Source organism: Methylobacterium gregans, from assembly GCF_022179245.1.
GTDB lineage: Bacteria > Pseudomonadota > Alphaproteobacteria > Rhizobiales > Beijerinckiaceae > Methylobacterium > Methylobacterium gregans.
This window is the reverse complement of record NZ_BPQM01000018.1, coordinates 20,477-35,466: the sequence shown is the minus strand read 5'-3', so window position 1 is coordinate 35,466 and position 14,990 is coordinate 20,477. Positions and strand designations below refer to the sequence as shown.

At 69.1% G+C, this 14,990-nt stretch carries 14 protein-coding genes; 1 reads left to right on the top strand and 13 read right to left on the bottom strand.

The annotated features are described in order from the left end of the window. Positions 1-99: 99 nt before the first annotated feature. The 7 genes from MFF54_RS04125 to rimP form a co-directional block, all read right to left on the bottom strand. Entirely contained in the window at positions 100-1,491 is a 1,392-nt protein-coding gene (locus MFF54_RS04125) for a dihydrolipoyl dehydrogenase (RefSeq protein ID WP_238301366.1), read from the bottom strand. Between the two features lie 76 nt (positions 1,492-1,567). Beyond that, complete coding sequence (truB, locus tag MFF54_RS04120) at positions 1,568-2,587, bottom strand: tRNA pseudouridine(55) synthase TruB (RefSeq protein ID WP_238301428.1); 1,020 nt, start codon at positions 2,585-2,587, stop codon at positions 1,568-1,570. A gap of 158 nt (positions 2,588-2,745) precedes the next feature. Beyond that, positions 2,746-3,177, bottom strand: a complete 432-nt coding sequence (gene rbfA, locus MFF54_RS04115) for a 30S ribosome-binding factor RbfA (RefSeq protein WP_238301427.1) — start codon at positions 3,175-3,177, stop codon at positions 2,746-2,748. Between the two features lie 114 nt (positions 3,178-3,291). Then, on the bottom strand, positions 3,292-6,258 hold the full coding sequence (infB, locus tag MFF54_RS04110) for a translation initiation factor IF-2 (protein ID WP_238301365.1): 2,967 nt from the start codon (positions 6,256-6,258) through the stop codon (positions 3,292-3,294). A gap of 175 nt (positions 6,259-6,433) precedes the next feature. Further along, a complete protein-coding gene (locus MFF54_RS04105; RefSeq protein WP_238301364.1) occupies positions 6,434-7,162 on the bottom strand; it encodes an RNA-binding protein in 729 nt (242 codons plus the stop codon). 20 nt (positions 7,163-7,182) lie between these two features. After that, positions 7,183-8,802, bottom strand: a complete 1,620-nt coding sequence (gene nusA, locus MFF54_RS04100; RefSeq protein WP_238301363.1) for a transcription termination factor NusA — start codon at positions 8,800-8,802, stop codon at positions 7,183-7,185. A gap of 88 nt (positions 8,803-8,890) precedes the next feature. Then, the gene (gene rimP, locus MFF54_RS04095; protein ID WP_238301362.1) at positions 8,891-9,655 is read right to left on the bottom strand and encodes a ribosome maturation factor RimP; all 765 of its coding nucleotides are present in this window, start codon (positions 9,653-9,655) and stop codon (positions 8,891-8,893) included. 241 nt (positions 9,656-9,896) lie between these two features. On the opposite strand from rimP, the gene MFF54_RS04090 reads away from it, so the two are divergent. Continuing rightward, the gene (locus MFF54_RS04090) at positions 9,897-10,544 is read left to right on the top strand and encodes a CatB-related O-acetyltransferase (RefSeq protein WP_238301361.1); all 648 of its coding nucleotides are present in this window, start codon (positions 9,897-9,899) and stop codon (positions 10,542-10,544) included. Here MFF54_RS04090 and MFF54_RS04085 read toward each other — a convergent pair. The 6 genes from MFF54_RS04085 to MFF54_RS04060 all read right to left on the bottom strand — a co-directional run bounded on the left by MFF54_RS04085 (position 10,536) and on the right by MFF54_RS04060 (position 14,802). Next, the gene (locus MFF54_RS04085) at positions 10,536-10,679 is read right to left on the bottom strand and encodes a hypothetical protein (protein WP_238301360.1); all 144 of its coding nucleotides are present in this window, start codon (positions 10,677-10,679) and stop codon (positions 10,536-10,538) included. The two genes, MFF54_RS04090 and MFF54_RS04085, sit on opposite strands and share 9 nt — an antisense overlap. A gap of 118 nt (positions 10,680-10,797) precedes the next feature. Continuing rightward, positions 10,798-11,079, bottom strand: coding sequence for a hypothetical protein (locus MFF54_RS04080; RefSeq protein WP_238301359.1), 282 nt, complete (start codon positions 11,077-11,079; stop codon positions 10,798-10,800). 3 nt (positions 11,080-11,082) lie between these two features. Then, a complete protein-coding gene (locus MFF54_RS04075; protein ID WP_238301358.1) occupies positions 11,083-11,541 on the bottom strand; it encodes a hypothetical protein in 459 nt (152 codons plus the stop codon). Positions 11,542-11,657: 116 nt separating this feature from the next. Then, complete coding sequence (locus MFF54_RS04070; RefSeq protein ID WP_238301357.1) at positions 11,658-12,521, bottom strand: hypothetical protein; 864 nt, start codon at positions 12,519-12,521, stop codon at positions 11,658-11,660. Beyond that, on the bottom strand, positions 12,518-13,630 hold the full coding sequence (locus MFF54_RS04065) for a hypothetical protein (RefSeq protein ID WP_238301356.1): 1,113 nt from the start codon (positions 13,628-13,630) through the stop codon (positions 12,518-12,520). Before MFF54_RS04065 ends, MFF54_RS04070 begins: the two co-directional genes overlap by 4 nt. Positions 13,631-13,767: 137 nt before the next feature. Continuing rightward, positions 13,768-14,802, bottom strand: coding sequence for an aspartate-semialdehyde dehydrogenase (locus MFF54_RS04060; RefSeq protein ID WP_238301355.1), 1,035 nt, complete (start codon positions 14,800-14,802; stop codon positions 13,768-13,770). Positions 14,803-14,990 lie beyond the last annotated feature (188 nt).

Below are 14,990 nucleotides of genomic sequence, written 5' to 3'. Positions count from 1 at the left end.
GACTGACTCATCGGATGCCCGGTATGCCGGGTGGACAGATTGAGCGCAATGCTCCGGTTGCCTCCCGCGTGCGCGGACCCACTTCCGATTGTGCAACGCTCAGAGATCCGCCATCGCGTCCCCGAGCGCCGAGACGGCACTCCGGAAGCCCTCCTCAACCGTGGGATGGTAGACCGGGCGGTCGAGGAGATCCTGCACGCGCGCTCCGACCGTGATCGCGTCGGCGAGGATGTGCGCGAGATGCTCCGCGGCCGGGCCGATCATCTCGCCACCGAGCAGCCGGCCCGCGTGGTCGGCCCACAGGCGGACGCCGCCCTGGTTCATCCCGTCGATCCGAGCGCGGCCCTGATCGCAGAAGTCGCTGTCTCCGATCAGACGGTCCGTGGCCTTGCGGTCGTACGCGGCGCCGACCCGCGCGGTCTGGGGATGGGTGAAGACCATGGCGAGCGGCGTCCATGGTTCGGGCGCCGTCAGGCTCCCGCCGCGCGCGAGGGCGGCCGCGTTGCGGCCGGCGATCGTGCCCTGGCGGCTCGCCTCGTGCAGAATCGGACGCGCGGCGTTGGCGTCCCCCGCGATGACGAGCGGTGCTCCCTCACAGACGAAGCTGCGCGGGTCGAACCGCGGCAGGCCGTCCTCGTCCAAGTCGAGGCCGGCGGCGCCGAGGTCGAGCCCCGACAGGTTCGGCGGTCGTCCGGCGGCGGCCAGAACCTTGGCGAAGCGGCCGGCGCCGGTCGTCCCATCCGCCGTCCGCCAGGTGAGGCGCACGCCGCCGTCGACGGATTCCGCCCCTTCGATCTCGGTCTCGCGCAGGAGCGTCATGTCCTCGGCGAAGATCTCGGCGGCGGCGTGGACGAGATCCGGATGGGTCAGGCCAGCGATCGCCTTGCCGGAATCAATCAGGGTGACGGCCACGCCGAGGCGCCCCATGGCCTGGGCCAGCTCGATCCCGACCGCGCCGCCGCCCAGAACCGCCAGGGTATCGGGCAGGTCGTCGATCTCGAAGATCGTGTCCGTGGTGAGCAACCGGTCGCCGAGCCCGCGGAGCGGCTTCGGCACCGCCGGGCTCGAACCTGTGGCGATCACGGCCGAGCGGAACGCGACCCTGTGCTCGCCGACCGCGAGGGTACGGGCATCGAGGAAGCGAGCCTCGCCGCCGATGCGGCGCGCTGCCGGGATGTGGCCGAGGGACTCGAAGACCGCGCCGACGAAACGGTCGCGCTCCTCGCGGACGCGACGCATCACCGCCGCACCATCGACACGCACCGAATCGACCCGAACCCCGAACAGATCGGCGTGCCGGGCGGCGTGCGCCGCGTCCGCCGCGGCGATCAGCAATTTGGAAGGCATGCAGCCGACGCGGGCACAGGTGGTGCCGCCCGGTCCGCGCTCGATCAGCACCGCGTGTGCGCCGGCTTCCGTCGCCGCCCGATAGGCCGCGATACCGGCGGTGCCGGCCCCGATAATCGCGACGTCGCAGCTGTGCTCAGGCATCCGTATTCCCCGCGGGCGGCGACGCGCCCGCGGGCCAACAGGTCGAAACGGCCTTCGTTCCGGTTTTCTTCCGGGCTCAGGCCGGGCGGTTCGCCGCAGTGCCGCCGAGATGGAAGACCCGGTGCGGCACCAGCTCGCCGCGCTCCACGTCCCCGACAGCGACCAGGATGCCGCCGCAGGTGGCGAAGGCCTTGCCGGAGGCCGGCGCGTCGCGCCCGCGCAGAATCACTGGCTGGCCGCGCATCAGGCGCAGAGCCATGTCGCGCGAGACCGCCGTGGAGGGGACACCGTCGAGCGCCGTCTCGACCGGCTGGAGATGGGCGAGGTTCGCGTCCGGATTCTCGTTGTCGAGCCCCTGCACCGTGCAGGCGACCGCTTCCGTGAAGGGGCCGACGCGGGTGCGCCGCAGCGCCGCGATGTGGCCGTAGCAGCCGAGCATGCGGCCGAGGTCGCGGGCGATGGCGCGCACGTAGGTACCCTTACCGCACTCCGCCTCGATCACCGTCTGGTCGCCGGTATGCTCGACGATCGCCAAGTGGTCGATCTGCACGCGGCGGGGCGCCAGTTCTACCACCTCGCCCTCGCGGGCGAGATCGTAGGCGCGCTCGCCCTGGATCTTGATGGCGGAGAAACGTGGCGGCACCTGCTCGATCGAGCCGAGGAAGGTCGGAAGCGCGGCCTCGACGGCCTCTCGGCTCGGGCGCGCCTCGCTGGTCGCAACTGGCCGGCCCTCGCCGTCGTCGGTATCGGTCTCCACGCCCCAGGCGACGGTGAAGCGGTAGGCCTTGCGGCCGTCCATCACGAAGGGGACGGTCTTGGTCGCCTCGCCGAGCGCGATCGGCAGAATGCCCGAGGCCAGCGGGTCGAGCGTGCCGGCATGGCCCGCCTTCTTGGCGTTGAACAGGCGCTTCACCACCGCGACCGCGTGGGTCGAGGTCATGCCGACGCCCTTGTCGAGGATGACCCAGCCGGACACGTCGCGGCGCTTGGGGCGATCGGGACGGGGGCCGCGCTGCGGTCGGCGCTCACCACCGCGCTCACCTTGGCGCTCGCCATGATGCTCACCTTGGAAGCGGCGCTCGCGGGGCAGGGGCATCTCGGCGGCGGCCGGGCGCTCCGGGGGCGGAAACTCGTTGATCAAAGCCGTGTCTGTCCTCTCGAGCGGCGGCGGGCTGGCATCGGGGCCCGCTTCCGGGTGCGTCGGGTTCGTTCCACGCCCGGATGTCGGCGGGCGGAAGTCTGCGGCAGACCGGGTCAATGCCCGGAATCGGCATCCGGTTCGGCGTCGCTGTCGTCCGGGCGTGCGAGATCGCGCTGCACGCGCTCGTCCCGCAGCAGGCGGTCGATGCGGGCCGCCTCATCGAAAGTCTCGTCGCGGCGAAAGCGCAGTTCCGGCGCGTATTTCAGGTTCACCCGCCGGGCGACCTCCTGGCGCAGGACCTTCCGGTTGCGATCGAGCGCCGCCAGCACCGGCGCCTCGTCCTGGCCGCCGAGCGGCATGATGTAGGCGGTCGCGAGCTTGAGATCCGGCGACATCCGGACCTCCGGCACGGTGATGACGTGCGAGGACAGGGTGGGGTCCTGCACGTCCCCGCGCTGGAGCACCTCGGCCAGCGCATGGCGCACGAGTTCGGCCACGCGCTGCTGGCGCTGCGAGGGGCCGGCTTGAGAAGGTTTCTGAGCCATCATCCGAAAGCGATCTGGCTCCGCGGCGGAGTCGGCCGGCGCGGAGCGGGACAATAGAAAACGGCGGCTGCAGCCCGGGCTGCAGCCGCCGCGACCGGCCCTGAAGGGGCCGTGTCAGAGGCTGCGGCGGATCTCCTCGACCCGGTAGCACTCGATGATGTCGCCGGAGCGCATGTTCTCGAAGTTCTCGAAGGCCATGCCGCACTCCTGACCGGAGGTGACCTCCTTCGCGTCGTCCTTGAAGCGCTTCAGCGTCTTCAACTTGCCCTCGTGGATGACCACGCTGTCGCGGATCAGGCGGACATGGGCGCCGCGCTCGACGATGCCATCGGTGACGCGGCAACCCGCGACCTTGCCGACCTTCGAGACCTCGAAGACCTCCTGGATCACGGCCTCGCCCAGGCGCTCCTCGCGGAGCGTCGGCGGCAGCATCCCCGACAGCGTGGCTTTGATGTCGTCCACGAGGTCGTAGATGATGTTGTAGTACCGGATATCGATGCCGTTGCGCTCGGCCGACTCGCGGGCTTCCTTGTGGGCCCGCACGTTGAAGCCGATGACGAAGGCCTTCGAGGCCTGCGCCAGGGTGATGTCCGACTCGGTGATGCCACCGACGCCGGCGAGCAGGATGCGCGCTCCGACCTCGTCGTTGCCGAGCTTCTCAAGGGCGCCCGAGATCGCTTCGACCGAGCCCTGCACGTCGCCCTTGATGACGACCGGCAGCTCCTTGCGGCCGGCGCCTTCCTTCATCTCGCGCATCATGTCGACGAGCGAGCGGTTGGCTCCACCGGTGCGGGCGGCGAGACGCTCGCGCTTCAGACGGGCGCGGTACTCGGTGACCTCGCGGGCGCGCGCCTCGCTCGGCACCACGATCACGCGGTCGCCGGCATCGGGCGTCCCGTTGAAACCGAGCACCTCGACCGGAACCGAGGGACCCGCGTACTGCACGTGCTCGCCCTGGTCGTCGATGAGGGCGCGCACGCGGCCCCATTCGGCGCCCGCCACGACGATATCGCCGGTGAAGAGCGTGCCGCGCTGGACCAGGACCGTCGCGACCGGGCCGCGGCCGCGGTCGAGCTGGGCCTCGATGACCGTACCCTCGCCGTCGCGCTTCTCGTTGGCGCGCAGGTTCATGATCTCGGCCTGGATCTGGATGCCCTCAAGGAGCTCCGGCAGGCCCTGGCCGGTCTTGGCCGAGACCTCGAACTCGAGGGTCTCACCGCCCATGGACTCGACCTGGATGTCGTGCTGCAGCAGCTCCGTGCGGACCCGCTCCGGCTTGGCATCCGGCTTGTCGATCTTGTTGACCGCGATGATCATCGGGACACCCGCCGCCTTGGCGTGCTGAATCGCCTCGATGGTCTGGGGCATCACGCCGTCGTCGGCCGCCACCACGATCACCACGATGTCCGTCACCTTGGCGCCGCGGGCGCGCATGGAGGTGAAGGCCGCGTGGCCGGGGGTGTCGATGAAGGTGATGAGGTCGCCGGAGGGCGAGGCCACCTGGTAGGCGCCGATGTGCTGGGTGATGCCGCCGGCCTCGCCCTCGACCACGTTCTCCTTGCGGATAGCGTCGAGCAGCGAGGTCTTGCCGTGATCGACGTGACCCATGATCGTGACGACCGGCGGACGGGGATCGAGATCCTCCTCCAGATCCGGCTCGTCCGAGGTCAGGCCCTCCTCGACGTCCGACTCTGCGACGCGGCGCACGGTGTGACCGAGCTCCTCGGCAATGAGCTGGGCGGTGTCCGAGTCGATCACGTCGGTGATCTTGTGGATCTGGCCCTGCTTCATCAGCAGACGGATCACGTCCACGGCGCGCTCCGACATGCGGTTGGCGAGCTCCTGGATGGTGATGGTCTCGGGGATCGTCACCTCACGCGACAGCTTCTCCTTCTGCTCCACCTGGCGGTGGCCGCTCATCCGCTGCTGGCGGCGGCGGAAGGAGGCGACCGAGCGCGTGCGCTCGTCCTCGCCCGAGGTGGCGGTCGCGATGGTGAGGCGGCCGCGGTTGCGGTCGCCGCCCGGCGACTTCGGCGTCTTGGGCGCTGCGATGATCTTGAGCGGCTGACCCGGACGGCGGATGACCCGCTTCGTGTTGTCGCTCTCGTCCTCGGCCGCGGCGGGACGGCCGGTCGCGGGACGCGCCGCTGTGCCGGTCGGCCGCTGCGCGGTCGTCGGGGTAGCGGGCTTCTCGGGCTCCGGCGCGGGAGCCGGACGAGCCATGAAGTTCAGATCGCGGGGCTTGCGCGAATCGGCGGTGATCGTGCGGCGCGGCTCCGCGGAGACCGGACGCGGCGCGAGGGGCGGCCGAGCGCCGGGCGCGGCGGGACGGACGCCGGCGGGCGTGGTCGGGCGTGCCGTGGCGGGCGACGCAGCGGGACGCGCGGCAGCGGGTGCCGCGGGACGGGCCGGGGCCGCCGCGACCGGACGGGAAGCGGGCGCATTCGGGGACGCTGCGGCAGGAGCCTGAGCCGGCGCAGCTTGGGCCGCCGCGGCGGGCGCGGCTGCGACCGGTGCGGGTGCCTGGACCGGCGGTGCGGCAGGCGCCTCGGCAGCGGCCTTGGCCGCCTCCGCGGCGCGCTGGCGCTCCTCGGCCTCGCGGCGGGCCTGGGCCTCTGCCTCACGCTTGCGGGCTTCGGCAGCCTCACGTTCGCGCTGGGCGGCCGCCTCGGCCTCCCGGCGGGCGGCTTCGGCTTCGGCCTCGGCACGGCGGCGCGCTTCCTGCTGCTCGCGCTCGCGGCGCTGGGCGTCGGCGAGAGCAGCGGCGCGGGCGTCGCGCTCCTGCTCGCTCAGCGTCCGCAGCACCACGCCCGAGGTCGGGCGCTGCGCCGGACGGGCGGCGGCAGGGGCGGCCGGTGCGGGGCGAGCCGCGGGAGCGGGATTCGCCTCGCGGGCCGGTGCCTGGGTGCCGGGCGTCGCGCCGATGACACGGCGCTTCACCGTCTCCACCACGACCTGCTTGGTGCGGCCGTGGGAGAAGCTCTGGCGCACGGTCCCAGCCTCGATCGGCCGCTTCGAAGACAGCGGTCGCGCGGGAGCCTTGCTCAGAGTCTTGTCGCCCGGGTTGTTCGTATCGCTCATTCAGTTCGAACCCTTGAGGGTTTCCATCGCCCCGTGAATCGACGCCCCCTTGAGCGCCGATCTGACCTGTTCTGAGCAGGAAGCGGTGAGCGACGCCCACAGATCCAGCCGAGAATTCCTAAGATGTCGCGTCCCGCTCGAACACGGGCCTCGAACCCGTTTCCGCCCGGAGGGCTCACGCACCTCCCGGCGGAGGCGGTGCGCCCCCGTCATCGCGTGCAGAGCCCGGCTCCTCGACCGCCGTACCGGCGCCCTCGAAGGAGCGTAGCCGACGCCAACGCACCAGGCAGCCGGTGGCTCCGACTCCTGCGACGAGCGCAGCGTGTATCACATGATCCCGACCCAAGGCCATGTCCAATTCGTCTTCGGACAGGTCATCCACGATCGGGATCCCCGATATGGAGCCGCCATGCCGCCTGTGCAATGCCGCGACGAGCTTTCGGCGCCCGTCGGGGCTCGCCTCCGCGGCGTGGATCAGGGCGGCGACGCCGGGCTCTGCCCCGATCGCCGACTCGACCTTCGAGAACCCGGCCACCACGCAGCCCGCCTTGTTGGCGAGCGCGATGGCCTGCCGCAGATCCTCGCGCAACGCCTGCGCGATCCGGTCTGCGAGGTTGGCCGGCACCGCGCCGGCCTTGCCCCGGAAGGCGCGCTGGAACTGGCGCCGCTTCACCGCCTCGGCCACCGTGTCCCGGCGCGCCGTGACCCAGGCGCCGCGGCCGGGAAGGCGGGCGCGCAGGTCCGGCACCACCGCGCCGTCCGGCCCCAGCACGAACCGGATCATCGCCTCAGGCGCCTGCACGGCGCGCGTGACGATGCAGGTGCGCTGAGGCACCTTGCGGCCGGTGACGGGGCCGGCGTCGAGCGCCAGCTCCTCGCCTGTATCGGTGACTGCGGCCTCCACGGCGCGGCTCTCCGCTCTCCTCAGGCCTGCGCCGCGGCGGCGTCGCCGGTCGCCTCACCGTCGCCCTCGGCAACCTCGGGCTCCTCGGGCGCGGCCTCGACCCAACCCGCGTGGAGACGCGCGGCCATGATCATGGCCTCGGCCTCGGCGCGCGACAGGTCGAACCCGTCGAGGTAGCCCGCGTGACGCACGGCCTCGGGGCCGCGGCCTTCCGTGTAGCCGACGAGGTCGTCGGTGGCGCATCCGGCCAGATCCTCGATCGTCTTCACGTCGTTCTCGCCGAAGGCCACCAGCATCGGCGTGGTCACTCCGTCGATCTCGCGCAGCTCGTCCTCGACGCCGAGTTCGCGGCGACGGTCGTCGTGCTCCTGCTCGATGCGAGCAAGGTGATCCTGCGCGCGCGCCTGGATCTCGGCTCCGGTCTCCTCGTCGAGACCCTGGATATTCGAGAGTTCCTGCGTGTCGACGTAGGCGATCTCCTCGACGTTGCGGAAGCCCTCCGCCGCGAGCAGCTGGCCGACCGTCTCGTCGACGTCGAGCGCCTCCATGAAGACCTGGGTCCGCTCGGCGAACTCCTTCTGGCGGCGCTCGGATTCCTCGGCCTCGGTCAGGATGTCGATGTCCCAGCCGGTGAGCTGCGAGGCCAGGCGCACGTTCTGTCCGCGGCGGCCGATGGCGAGCGAGAGCTGGTCGTCGGGCACCACCACCTCGATGCGGTCGGCCTCTTCGTCCAGCACCACCTTCACGACCTCGGCCGGCTGGAGCGCGTTGACGATGAAGGTCGCCTGATCCTCCGACCACGGGATGATGTCGATCTTCTCGCCCTGCAGCTCGCCGACCACGGCCTGGACGCGCGAGCCCCGCATGCCGACGCAGGCGCCGACCGGATCGATCGAGCCGTCCCGCGAGATCACGGCGATCTTGGCGCGCGAGCCCGGATCGCGGGCCACCGCCTTCACCTCGACGATGCCGTCGTAGATCTCGGGCACTTCCTGGCCGAACAGCTTGGCCATGAATTGCGGGTGCGAGCGGGACAGGAAGATCTGCGGCCCGCGCACCTCGCGGCGCACGTCGAACAGGTAGGAGCGGATGCGGTCGCCGGGGCGGAAGGTCTCGCGCGGAATCATCTCGTCGCGCCGCACGATGCCCTCGCCGCGGCCGAGGTCGACGATGACGTTGCCGTACTCGACGCGCTTCACGAGGCCGTTGACGACCTCGCCGATGCGGTCGCGGTACTCCTCGTACTGACGGTCGCGCTCGGCGTCCCGCACCTTCTGGACGATGACCTGCTTGGCCGACTGCGCGGCGACGCGGCCGAAATCGAAGGGCGGCAGGGTATCGGAGATCACGTCGCCGACGAGGGCGCCCGGATTGTAGCGGCGCGCCTGGTCGAGGGTGATCTCGCGGGCGTCGTTCTCGACCTCCTCCACCACCAGCAGGTGGCGCGAGAGGCGCAGCGCGCCGGTCTTCGGGTCGATCTCGGCGTGGACGTCCGTCTCGGCGCCGTAACGGGAGCGGGCGGCCTTGGCGATCGCCTCCTCCATCGCCTCGATGACGATCTGGCGGTCGATCACCTTCTCGCGGGCGACCGCGTCGGCGATCTGCAGGAGTTCGAGCCTGTTGGCGCTGACAACGGCCATGGTTCAGGTCCTTTCCGTTCGGCTTGGGTGTGCCGGATTGATGTGTGCCGGCCGCGGGGGGCGGCGGCGGAAATCTTCGGCGACGCGCTCAGTGGAACGAGTCGCGGTCCTTCAGGCGGTTCGCCTTGGTGATCACGGGCTTCTTCGGGCCGGGCCCCTTCGCGGGCTTGGCTTTCACCGGCTTGTCGGCCTTCGGCTTCGGGCGCTTCGGCGCGGGGATGAAGCGCACCTGCGGGGCGGCCTCCGCCTCGGGCTCCTCGTCCGCCTCCGGCTCGTCGGCGTCCTCGGCCGGCGGGCCGCCGCGGCGCAGCGATTCGCGGATCAGGTCGTCGGTGAGGACGAGATGCGCCTCCGCGAGGTCGGCCAGCGGCAGCACGATCCGGCTCGGCAGGCCCTCCTTCACGTCGGGCAGGTCGATCGGCACGGTGAGCGCCGCGGCGTCGGGCTCGCCCAGAATGCCGCGAAAGCGCTTGCGGCCGTCGAGCGGACGGGCGAGCTCCACCTTGGCCTCGTAGCCGGCCCATCGGGCAAAATCCGAGACCCGCACCAGCGGCCGGTCGATGCCGGGCGACGAGATCTCGAGGTTGTAGGCGCCGCCCACCGGGTCATCGAGGTCGAGGAGCGGCGAGATCGTGCGGCTCACCGCCTCGCAATCCTCGATCGCGCAGAGCCCGTCCGGCCGCTCGACCATGATCTGCACCGTGGCGTTGCCGCCCGAGGTCACCTTCACCCGCACGAGCCGGTAGCCCAGCCCCTCGACCGCGCCCTCGATCACCTGGACGACGCGCGCGGCAACGCCGCTCTCCGTGACGAGGCGCTTCTCGGGGGTCGGGGTCTCGGGGGCTTCCGCCATGCTGGTCTCGCGATTCCGGGCGCCCGCGGGGCGCGCGATCGACAGGCAGGGTGCGGCAATAAAAAAGAGCGGGCCCCGGGGGACCCACTCCGAACCGCAGCCTTTCGACTGCCATCAGAACTGTTAGGCGCTAGATAACCCTGGACTGGGGCAAGTTCAAGTTCCCGCAGCGACGATCTCCACGCTCTCGCCCAGCCGACGAGGCTACCATGCGCGCTCCCGCGGCGAATCAGGAGCCCGCATGCCCCACGACGCGCGTACCGGACCAGACCCGTCCCAGCTGCACCCGCTGGCGGAACATCCGCGGGTCACCTTCCTCCGCAATCTCGACCTGCCGCCGAACGTCGAGGTCGGCGCCTACAGCTACTACGACGACCCGGCGGGACCTGGCGCCTTCCTCGACAACATCCTGTACCACTTCGCCTTTCTGGGTGACCGCCTCGTGATCGGGCGCTTCTGCGCCATCGCGGCCGGCACGCGCTTCCTGATGAACGGCGGCAACCACCGGCTCGACGCGCCCTCGACCTACCCGTTCGCGATCTTCGGCGGCGCCTGGGCGACGGCGCCTACTGGCAAGTTCCCGAACCGGGGCGACACGGTGATCGGCAACGACGTCTGGCTTGGATACGAATCCACAGTCCTGCCGGGCGTCACTGTCGGCGACGGCGCGGTCGTCGCGGCAAAGTCCGTGGTGAGCGCCGACGTGCCGCCCTACGCGATCGTGGCCGGCAACCCGGCCCGCGTCGTGCGGATGCGCTTCTCGGACGCCGACATCGCCCACCTCCTGCGTATCGCGTGGTGGGACTGGGACGCGGACCGGATCACAGCCCATCTCGGCGCGATCGGCGACGGCGACGTCGATGCGCTGGAGGCCGCCACCTCAGCGTGAGGCGGCGTAGGGCACGGCCGGCGGCGTCAGCGGCGGCGCGTGCTCGACGCGGAGCAGAGCCACGACCCAGAGGGCCAGCAGGCAGAGGAGGCAAACTTCGCGACGGCGGAGGCGCGGCGGTTCGGGAGCGAGCATGGCGGACATCCTGTGAGGAGCGCACCCTGTGCCGCAGCTATGTTTCCGCACTGTGTGGGAAAAGTACCCACACCATTCGCGTCCGAGGTGAGGTTTGCATCCCCTGCTCACTGGCCGCTCAGCCCAGCCCCTCCTCGATGGGAAACGGTGTCGGCTCCCAAAAGCGCTCGTGGTAGTCCCCCCGCACCGCCTCGCCTTCCCAGCGATGAAGCGCCGCCGCGATGGCGGCGCGGTCTCCGAGGCGCAGGGGCTCAGCAACCTCCAGAAGGCGCTGGCGGCAACGGCGATAGGCGACGCAGTCGATCGCTTTGATGTAGGCCTCGTGATAGCCGCGCTTTCGTTCGCCCTTCCGCGGCCAGACGATAGGATCCGGCGGCTGGTAATCGCCGTACCTGTCCACCTCTTACCCTCTCATGAGGATTGCCTTGATCTCGCGGGCCTCGTCGATGGCGCCCGCAGCGAGCGCGACGGCCCACCGCCGTATCTGGTGAGCCCGCTCATCCGGGAGGATATCGGTCCGGTGGTAGGCGGCGTAGGCTGCGTTATCCTGCGCCATCCGCCGCAGCAGTGGCAGGATCTCGGCTTCCACCATCATGAGGAAAATCCGCGGGATCTCGGGATCGGACCAACGCCATTGCCGGTGCGATCTGAGTATAGCCAGTCGCTCGATGTAGTCCGGCAACGTCCAGTACTGAGGCTGATATCGATATGCGTCCGGAAGCTTCGGCAGCGACGGCTCCGTCCCGAACTGCTCGTTGTAGGAACCAGGACATGATTTGATTTCAATGATATCCCAATATATCGGCGTCAGACTAAAAGCGGGCACGAAGAGGTCGGGATCAGACGTTCCGTCGATCGTCACTCAGCATACGACATGGCGAACGGGATTTACCCAGAGGAAAAATCTGTCGATCTGGATGAGGTCGTCGTTCCGCTGAAGCAGCGGCAGGAACAGGCCCTTGATCTGCCGAGCGGTTGTCACGCTGCCCGCTCCTCGATGGGAAACGGCGTGGGCTCCCACCAGCGCTCGACCCCGTGGATGCGCGCCGCCTCAGCCTCCCAGCGATGGAGGATGGCCGCAAGCGCTGCGCGGTCGCCGGTCCGCAGCGGTTCGACGACCTCGAGGATGCGGCGGCGTCTTTTCCGATAGCTGGTACAGAGACAGGCCTTCTCCCAAGCCTCGATGGCAGCCCGCTTCCTCTGGCCAGGCTTCGGATAGACGATCTGGTCCGGCGGTTCGTAGTCGCCGTAACTGTCCGTCTCGTACCACTTCCAGATCTGGGCGAGGAACGTGCGCGCCTCGTCGAGCGCGCCGGATGCGAGGGCGATAGCGACCTGTTGCTCGGCATGTACGCGACCGCCAGGGATAATGAACTTACGGAAGAACGGCAGATAGGCGCGGTGGTCCTCTGCGAGTGGGCGAAGCAGGGGTAGAACCTGCTCCTCGACCGCGCATGTGAAGATGCGGTCGATGTCGGGAACCCTCCAATCCCATCTACCGATCGTGCTCCCCCAAGCAGCCAATTGCGGGAATTCCGGCCGAAGCTCGTATTGCGGCTGAAGAAAATACTCCCTGGTGAACGGAGCCGGACGAGGCTTTCGCGAAAAAGATTCAATAAAGCTTCCGAAAGGATCTTCTATTGTTGATCCGCCCCAGTAGAGGGTTGTCAGACTCATATTTGAGTCGAATATATTCGGATCCAAACACCGTTTCACCCATATTTTGGCAGCGAAGTGCCGAATCGGCCTGATCCATATTACGCCCGGCTCGACTTGGATGAGATCTGGATTACGCTCCAGCAGGCTTCGAAACAGCCACTTTATCTGCTTCGCGTTTGTCATGTGCGCGGCCTCATTTGAATGACGATAATCCGTTGCGTTCCGGGGAAGTGCTTCTTGGCAGCGGCCGCGTAGCGCAACGCGTTCGACCATGCGAGGCCACGCGCTCCCGTCTTATGATCATAGATGCAGGTGACCGTTGGGCTGGCTTGGTGGTAGATGTCGAGCCGACTTGTGCCGGCTTTGTTGACACGGGTTGAGAACCCTTCTTTGTCGATCGAAAATTCAGACTTGAGGCGAGAATTTTTTTGGTGTTGCACCCAAAAGTGCATCCGAGAATGAACCTCGTTACCGATCTGGCTGGGAGTCCGGAACTGATTCTCTTGCCGAACGGCCGTGTTGACCGCATCGAGCTGTGTTTGAATCGCGCCGGTCTTCGGGCAGGCGGCGTCGAGCGCCGGCTGGTCGAGCGGGCCGACCCAGATCGCCGGCTTCTCCCGGAAGTCCTCCGCTCCGCGGAACTCGTGCGCCGTAGCGCCCAGGACAGTCCCGTAGCCGCTGCGCCTCGCTGATAGGAGCGAGTAGAGCGTGCCGGCGAGTTGGAGCGTGCGCAGAGCCTGCACGGCCACCACAGCAGCCGGAACCGCCGGAAGGAAGGCCGGCTGGATCGTCGCGTCCGGCTCGACGCCGTTCGCCGTGAAGGTGCTGCGCCCGAGGATCTCGCCGGAGACGCCGTCGCGGATGGTCTGCGTCGCGCCCAGCGTCTCGAAGATCCGGCTCTCGCCGTCCGGCGCGGTGACCGCGTGCTGCTCGTCGAAATCGCGCCGGCCCGCGCGGATGCGGATCGAGAGGATGCGGGTCCCGTCCTCGAGACGGGTCTCCTCTTGGCTCTGCGCGGGCTCGGCCTCGGGCATCTGCGCCCATTGCGGCGTGACCAGCCACAGCACCTCGGGATCGACGGCGCCACCGCCGCCGCCGCCAACCCACTGCCCGCCGTCCGATTGCCCGGCCGGAGCGCGCGGCTGGTCGGACCAGTCCTTCCGCCCCAGGGCGTGCTCCAGGCGGAGCAGCTTCGTGTCGAGGGCGAGTCCGGCCAGGACACCCCTTAGTTGCCGGATCTCGTCACCGACCGGTTCCCGTCTCGTCATGACACCGACCCGAATCGCCCTCAATTAGGATCAAATACCAGAACAAATCGGGAATATACAGTTATAATTCCTATAGTTGGCGAAACGAAAAACGCCGCCTCGCGAGCGAGACGGCGTCGGATGGATCCAGAACCCGGCCGGGGGCGCGGCCCCCGGAAACCTCAGGCGGCCTGACGCGCCTTGTTCAGGAGCTTGCGGTTGATCAGTACCTCGGCGATCTGCACGGCGTTCAGCGCCGCGCCCTTGCGGAGGTTGTCCGAGACGCACCAGAAGTTCAGGCCGTTCTCGATCGTGGCGTCCTCGCGGATGCGGGAGATGTAGGTCGCGTCCTCGCCGGCCGCTTCGTGGGGGGTGATGTAGCCACCGTTCTCGCGCTTATCGACCACGAGCACGCCCGGGGCCGCGCGCAGGATCTCGGTCGCCTGCTCGGGGGTGATCGGGCGCTCGAACTCGACGTTCACCGATTCCGCGTGCCCGATGAAGACCGGAACGCGCACGGCGGTGGCCGTGAGCTTGATCTTCGGGTCGAGCATCTTCTTGGTCTCGGCGACCATCTTCCATTCTTCCTTCGTGTAGCCATCCTCCATGAACACGTCGATGTGGGGGATGACGTTGAAGGCGATGCGCTTGGTGAACTTGGCGCTCGTCACCTCGCCGGCCGTGAAGACGGCGCGGGTCTGGTTGAACAGCTCGTCCATCGCCTCCTTGCCGGCGCCGGAGACCGACTGGTAGGTCGAGACGACCACGCGCCGGATGCCGGCCGCCTCGTGCAAGGGCTTGAGCGCCACGACGAGCTGGGCGGTCGAGCAGTTCGGGTTGGCGATGATGTTGCGCTTGGTGAAGCCCTCGACCGCGTCGGCGTTCACCTCGGGCACGATGAGGGGCACGTCGGCATCGTAGCGGAAGGCCGACGAGTTATCGATGACCACGCAGCCGGCTTGCCCGATGCGCGGGCTCCACTCCTTCGAGGTCTCGCCGCCGGCCGACATCAGGCAGATGTCTGTGTCGGAGAAGTCGTGCGTGTCGAGGGCTTTGACCTTCAGGATCTTGTCGCCGAAGGAGACCTCCTGGCCCTGGCTGCGGCGCGAGGCCAGCGCCACGACCTCGTCGGCGGGAAAGGCCCGCTCGGCCAGGATATCCAGGATCTCGCGGCCCACGTTGCCCGTGGCGCCCACGACGGCGACCTTGTAGCCCATTGTCCACTCCGCTTGTCCGTGACGACCCGGCCACCGCATCTCGCGCGGGCCCCGGCTTCTCCGGCCTGCGGAACGCAGGCTCACCGGCCGGATCGCTTGCCCCAATGCGGGCATGGCCGCGCGCATCCGACCTGACGGGCAGGTGGGTGCGGCAGCCGTGCGGAGCAAGACGCTGGACCCGCGCGCCT

Bases quoted from the DNA above. Each gene is read 5' to 3' on its own strand.
- MFF54_RS04125 (WP_238301366.1), bottom strand. From the start codon at position 1,491: ATGCCTGAGCACAGCTGCGACGTCGCGATTATCGGGGCCGGCACCGCC.
- truB (WP_238301428.1), bottom strand. From the start codon at position 2,587: ATGCCCCTGCCCCGCGAGCGCCGCTTCCAAGGTGAGCATCATGGCGAG.
- rbfA (WP_238301427.1), bottom strand. From the start codon at position 3,177: ATGGCTCAGAAACCTTCTCAAGCCGGCCCCTCGCAGCGCCAGCAGCGC.
- infB (WP_238301365.1), bottom strand. From the start codon at position 6,258: ATGAGCGATACGAACAACCCGGGCGACAAGACTCTGAGCAAGGCTCCC.
- nusA (WP_238301363.1), bottom strand. From the start codon at position 8,802: ATGGCCGTTGTCAGCGCCAACAGGCTCGAACTCCTGCAGATCGCCGAC.
- rimP (WP_238301362.1), bottom strand. From the start codon at position 9,655: ATGGCGGAAGCCCCCGAGACCCCGACCCCCGAGAAGCGCCTCGTCACG.
- MFF54_RS04090 (WP_238301361.1), top strand. From the start codon at position 9,897: ATGCCCCACGACGCGCGTACCGGACCAGACCCGTCCCAGCTGCACCCG.
- MFF54_RS04085 (WP_238301360.1), bottom strand. From the start codon at position 10,679: ATGCTCGCTCCCGAACCGCCGCGCCTCCGCCGTCGCGAAGTTTGCCTC.
- MFF54_RS04070 (WP_238301357.1), bottom strand. From the start codon at position 12,521: ATGACAAACGCGAAGCAGATAAAGTGGCTGTTTCGAAGCCTGCTGGAG.
- MFF54_RS04060 (WP_238301355.1), bottom strand. From the start codon at position 14,802: ATGGGCTACAAGGTCGCCGTCGTGGGCGCCACGGGCAACGTGGGCCGC.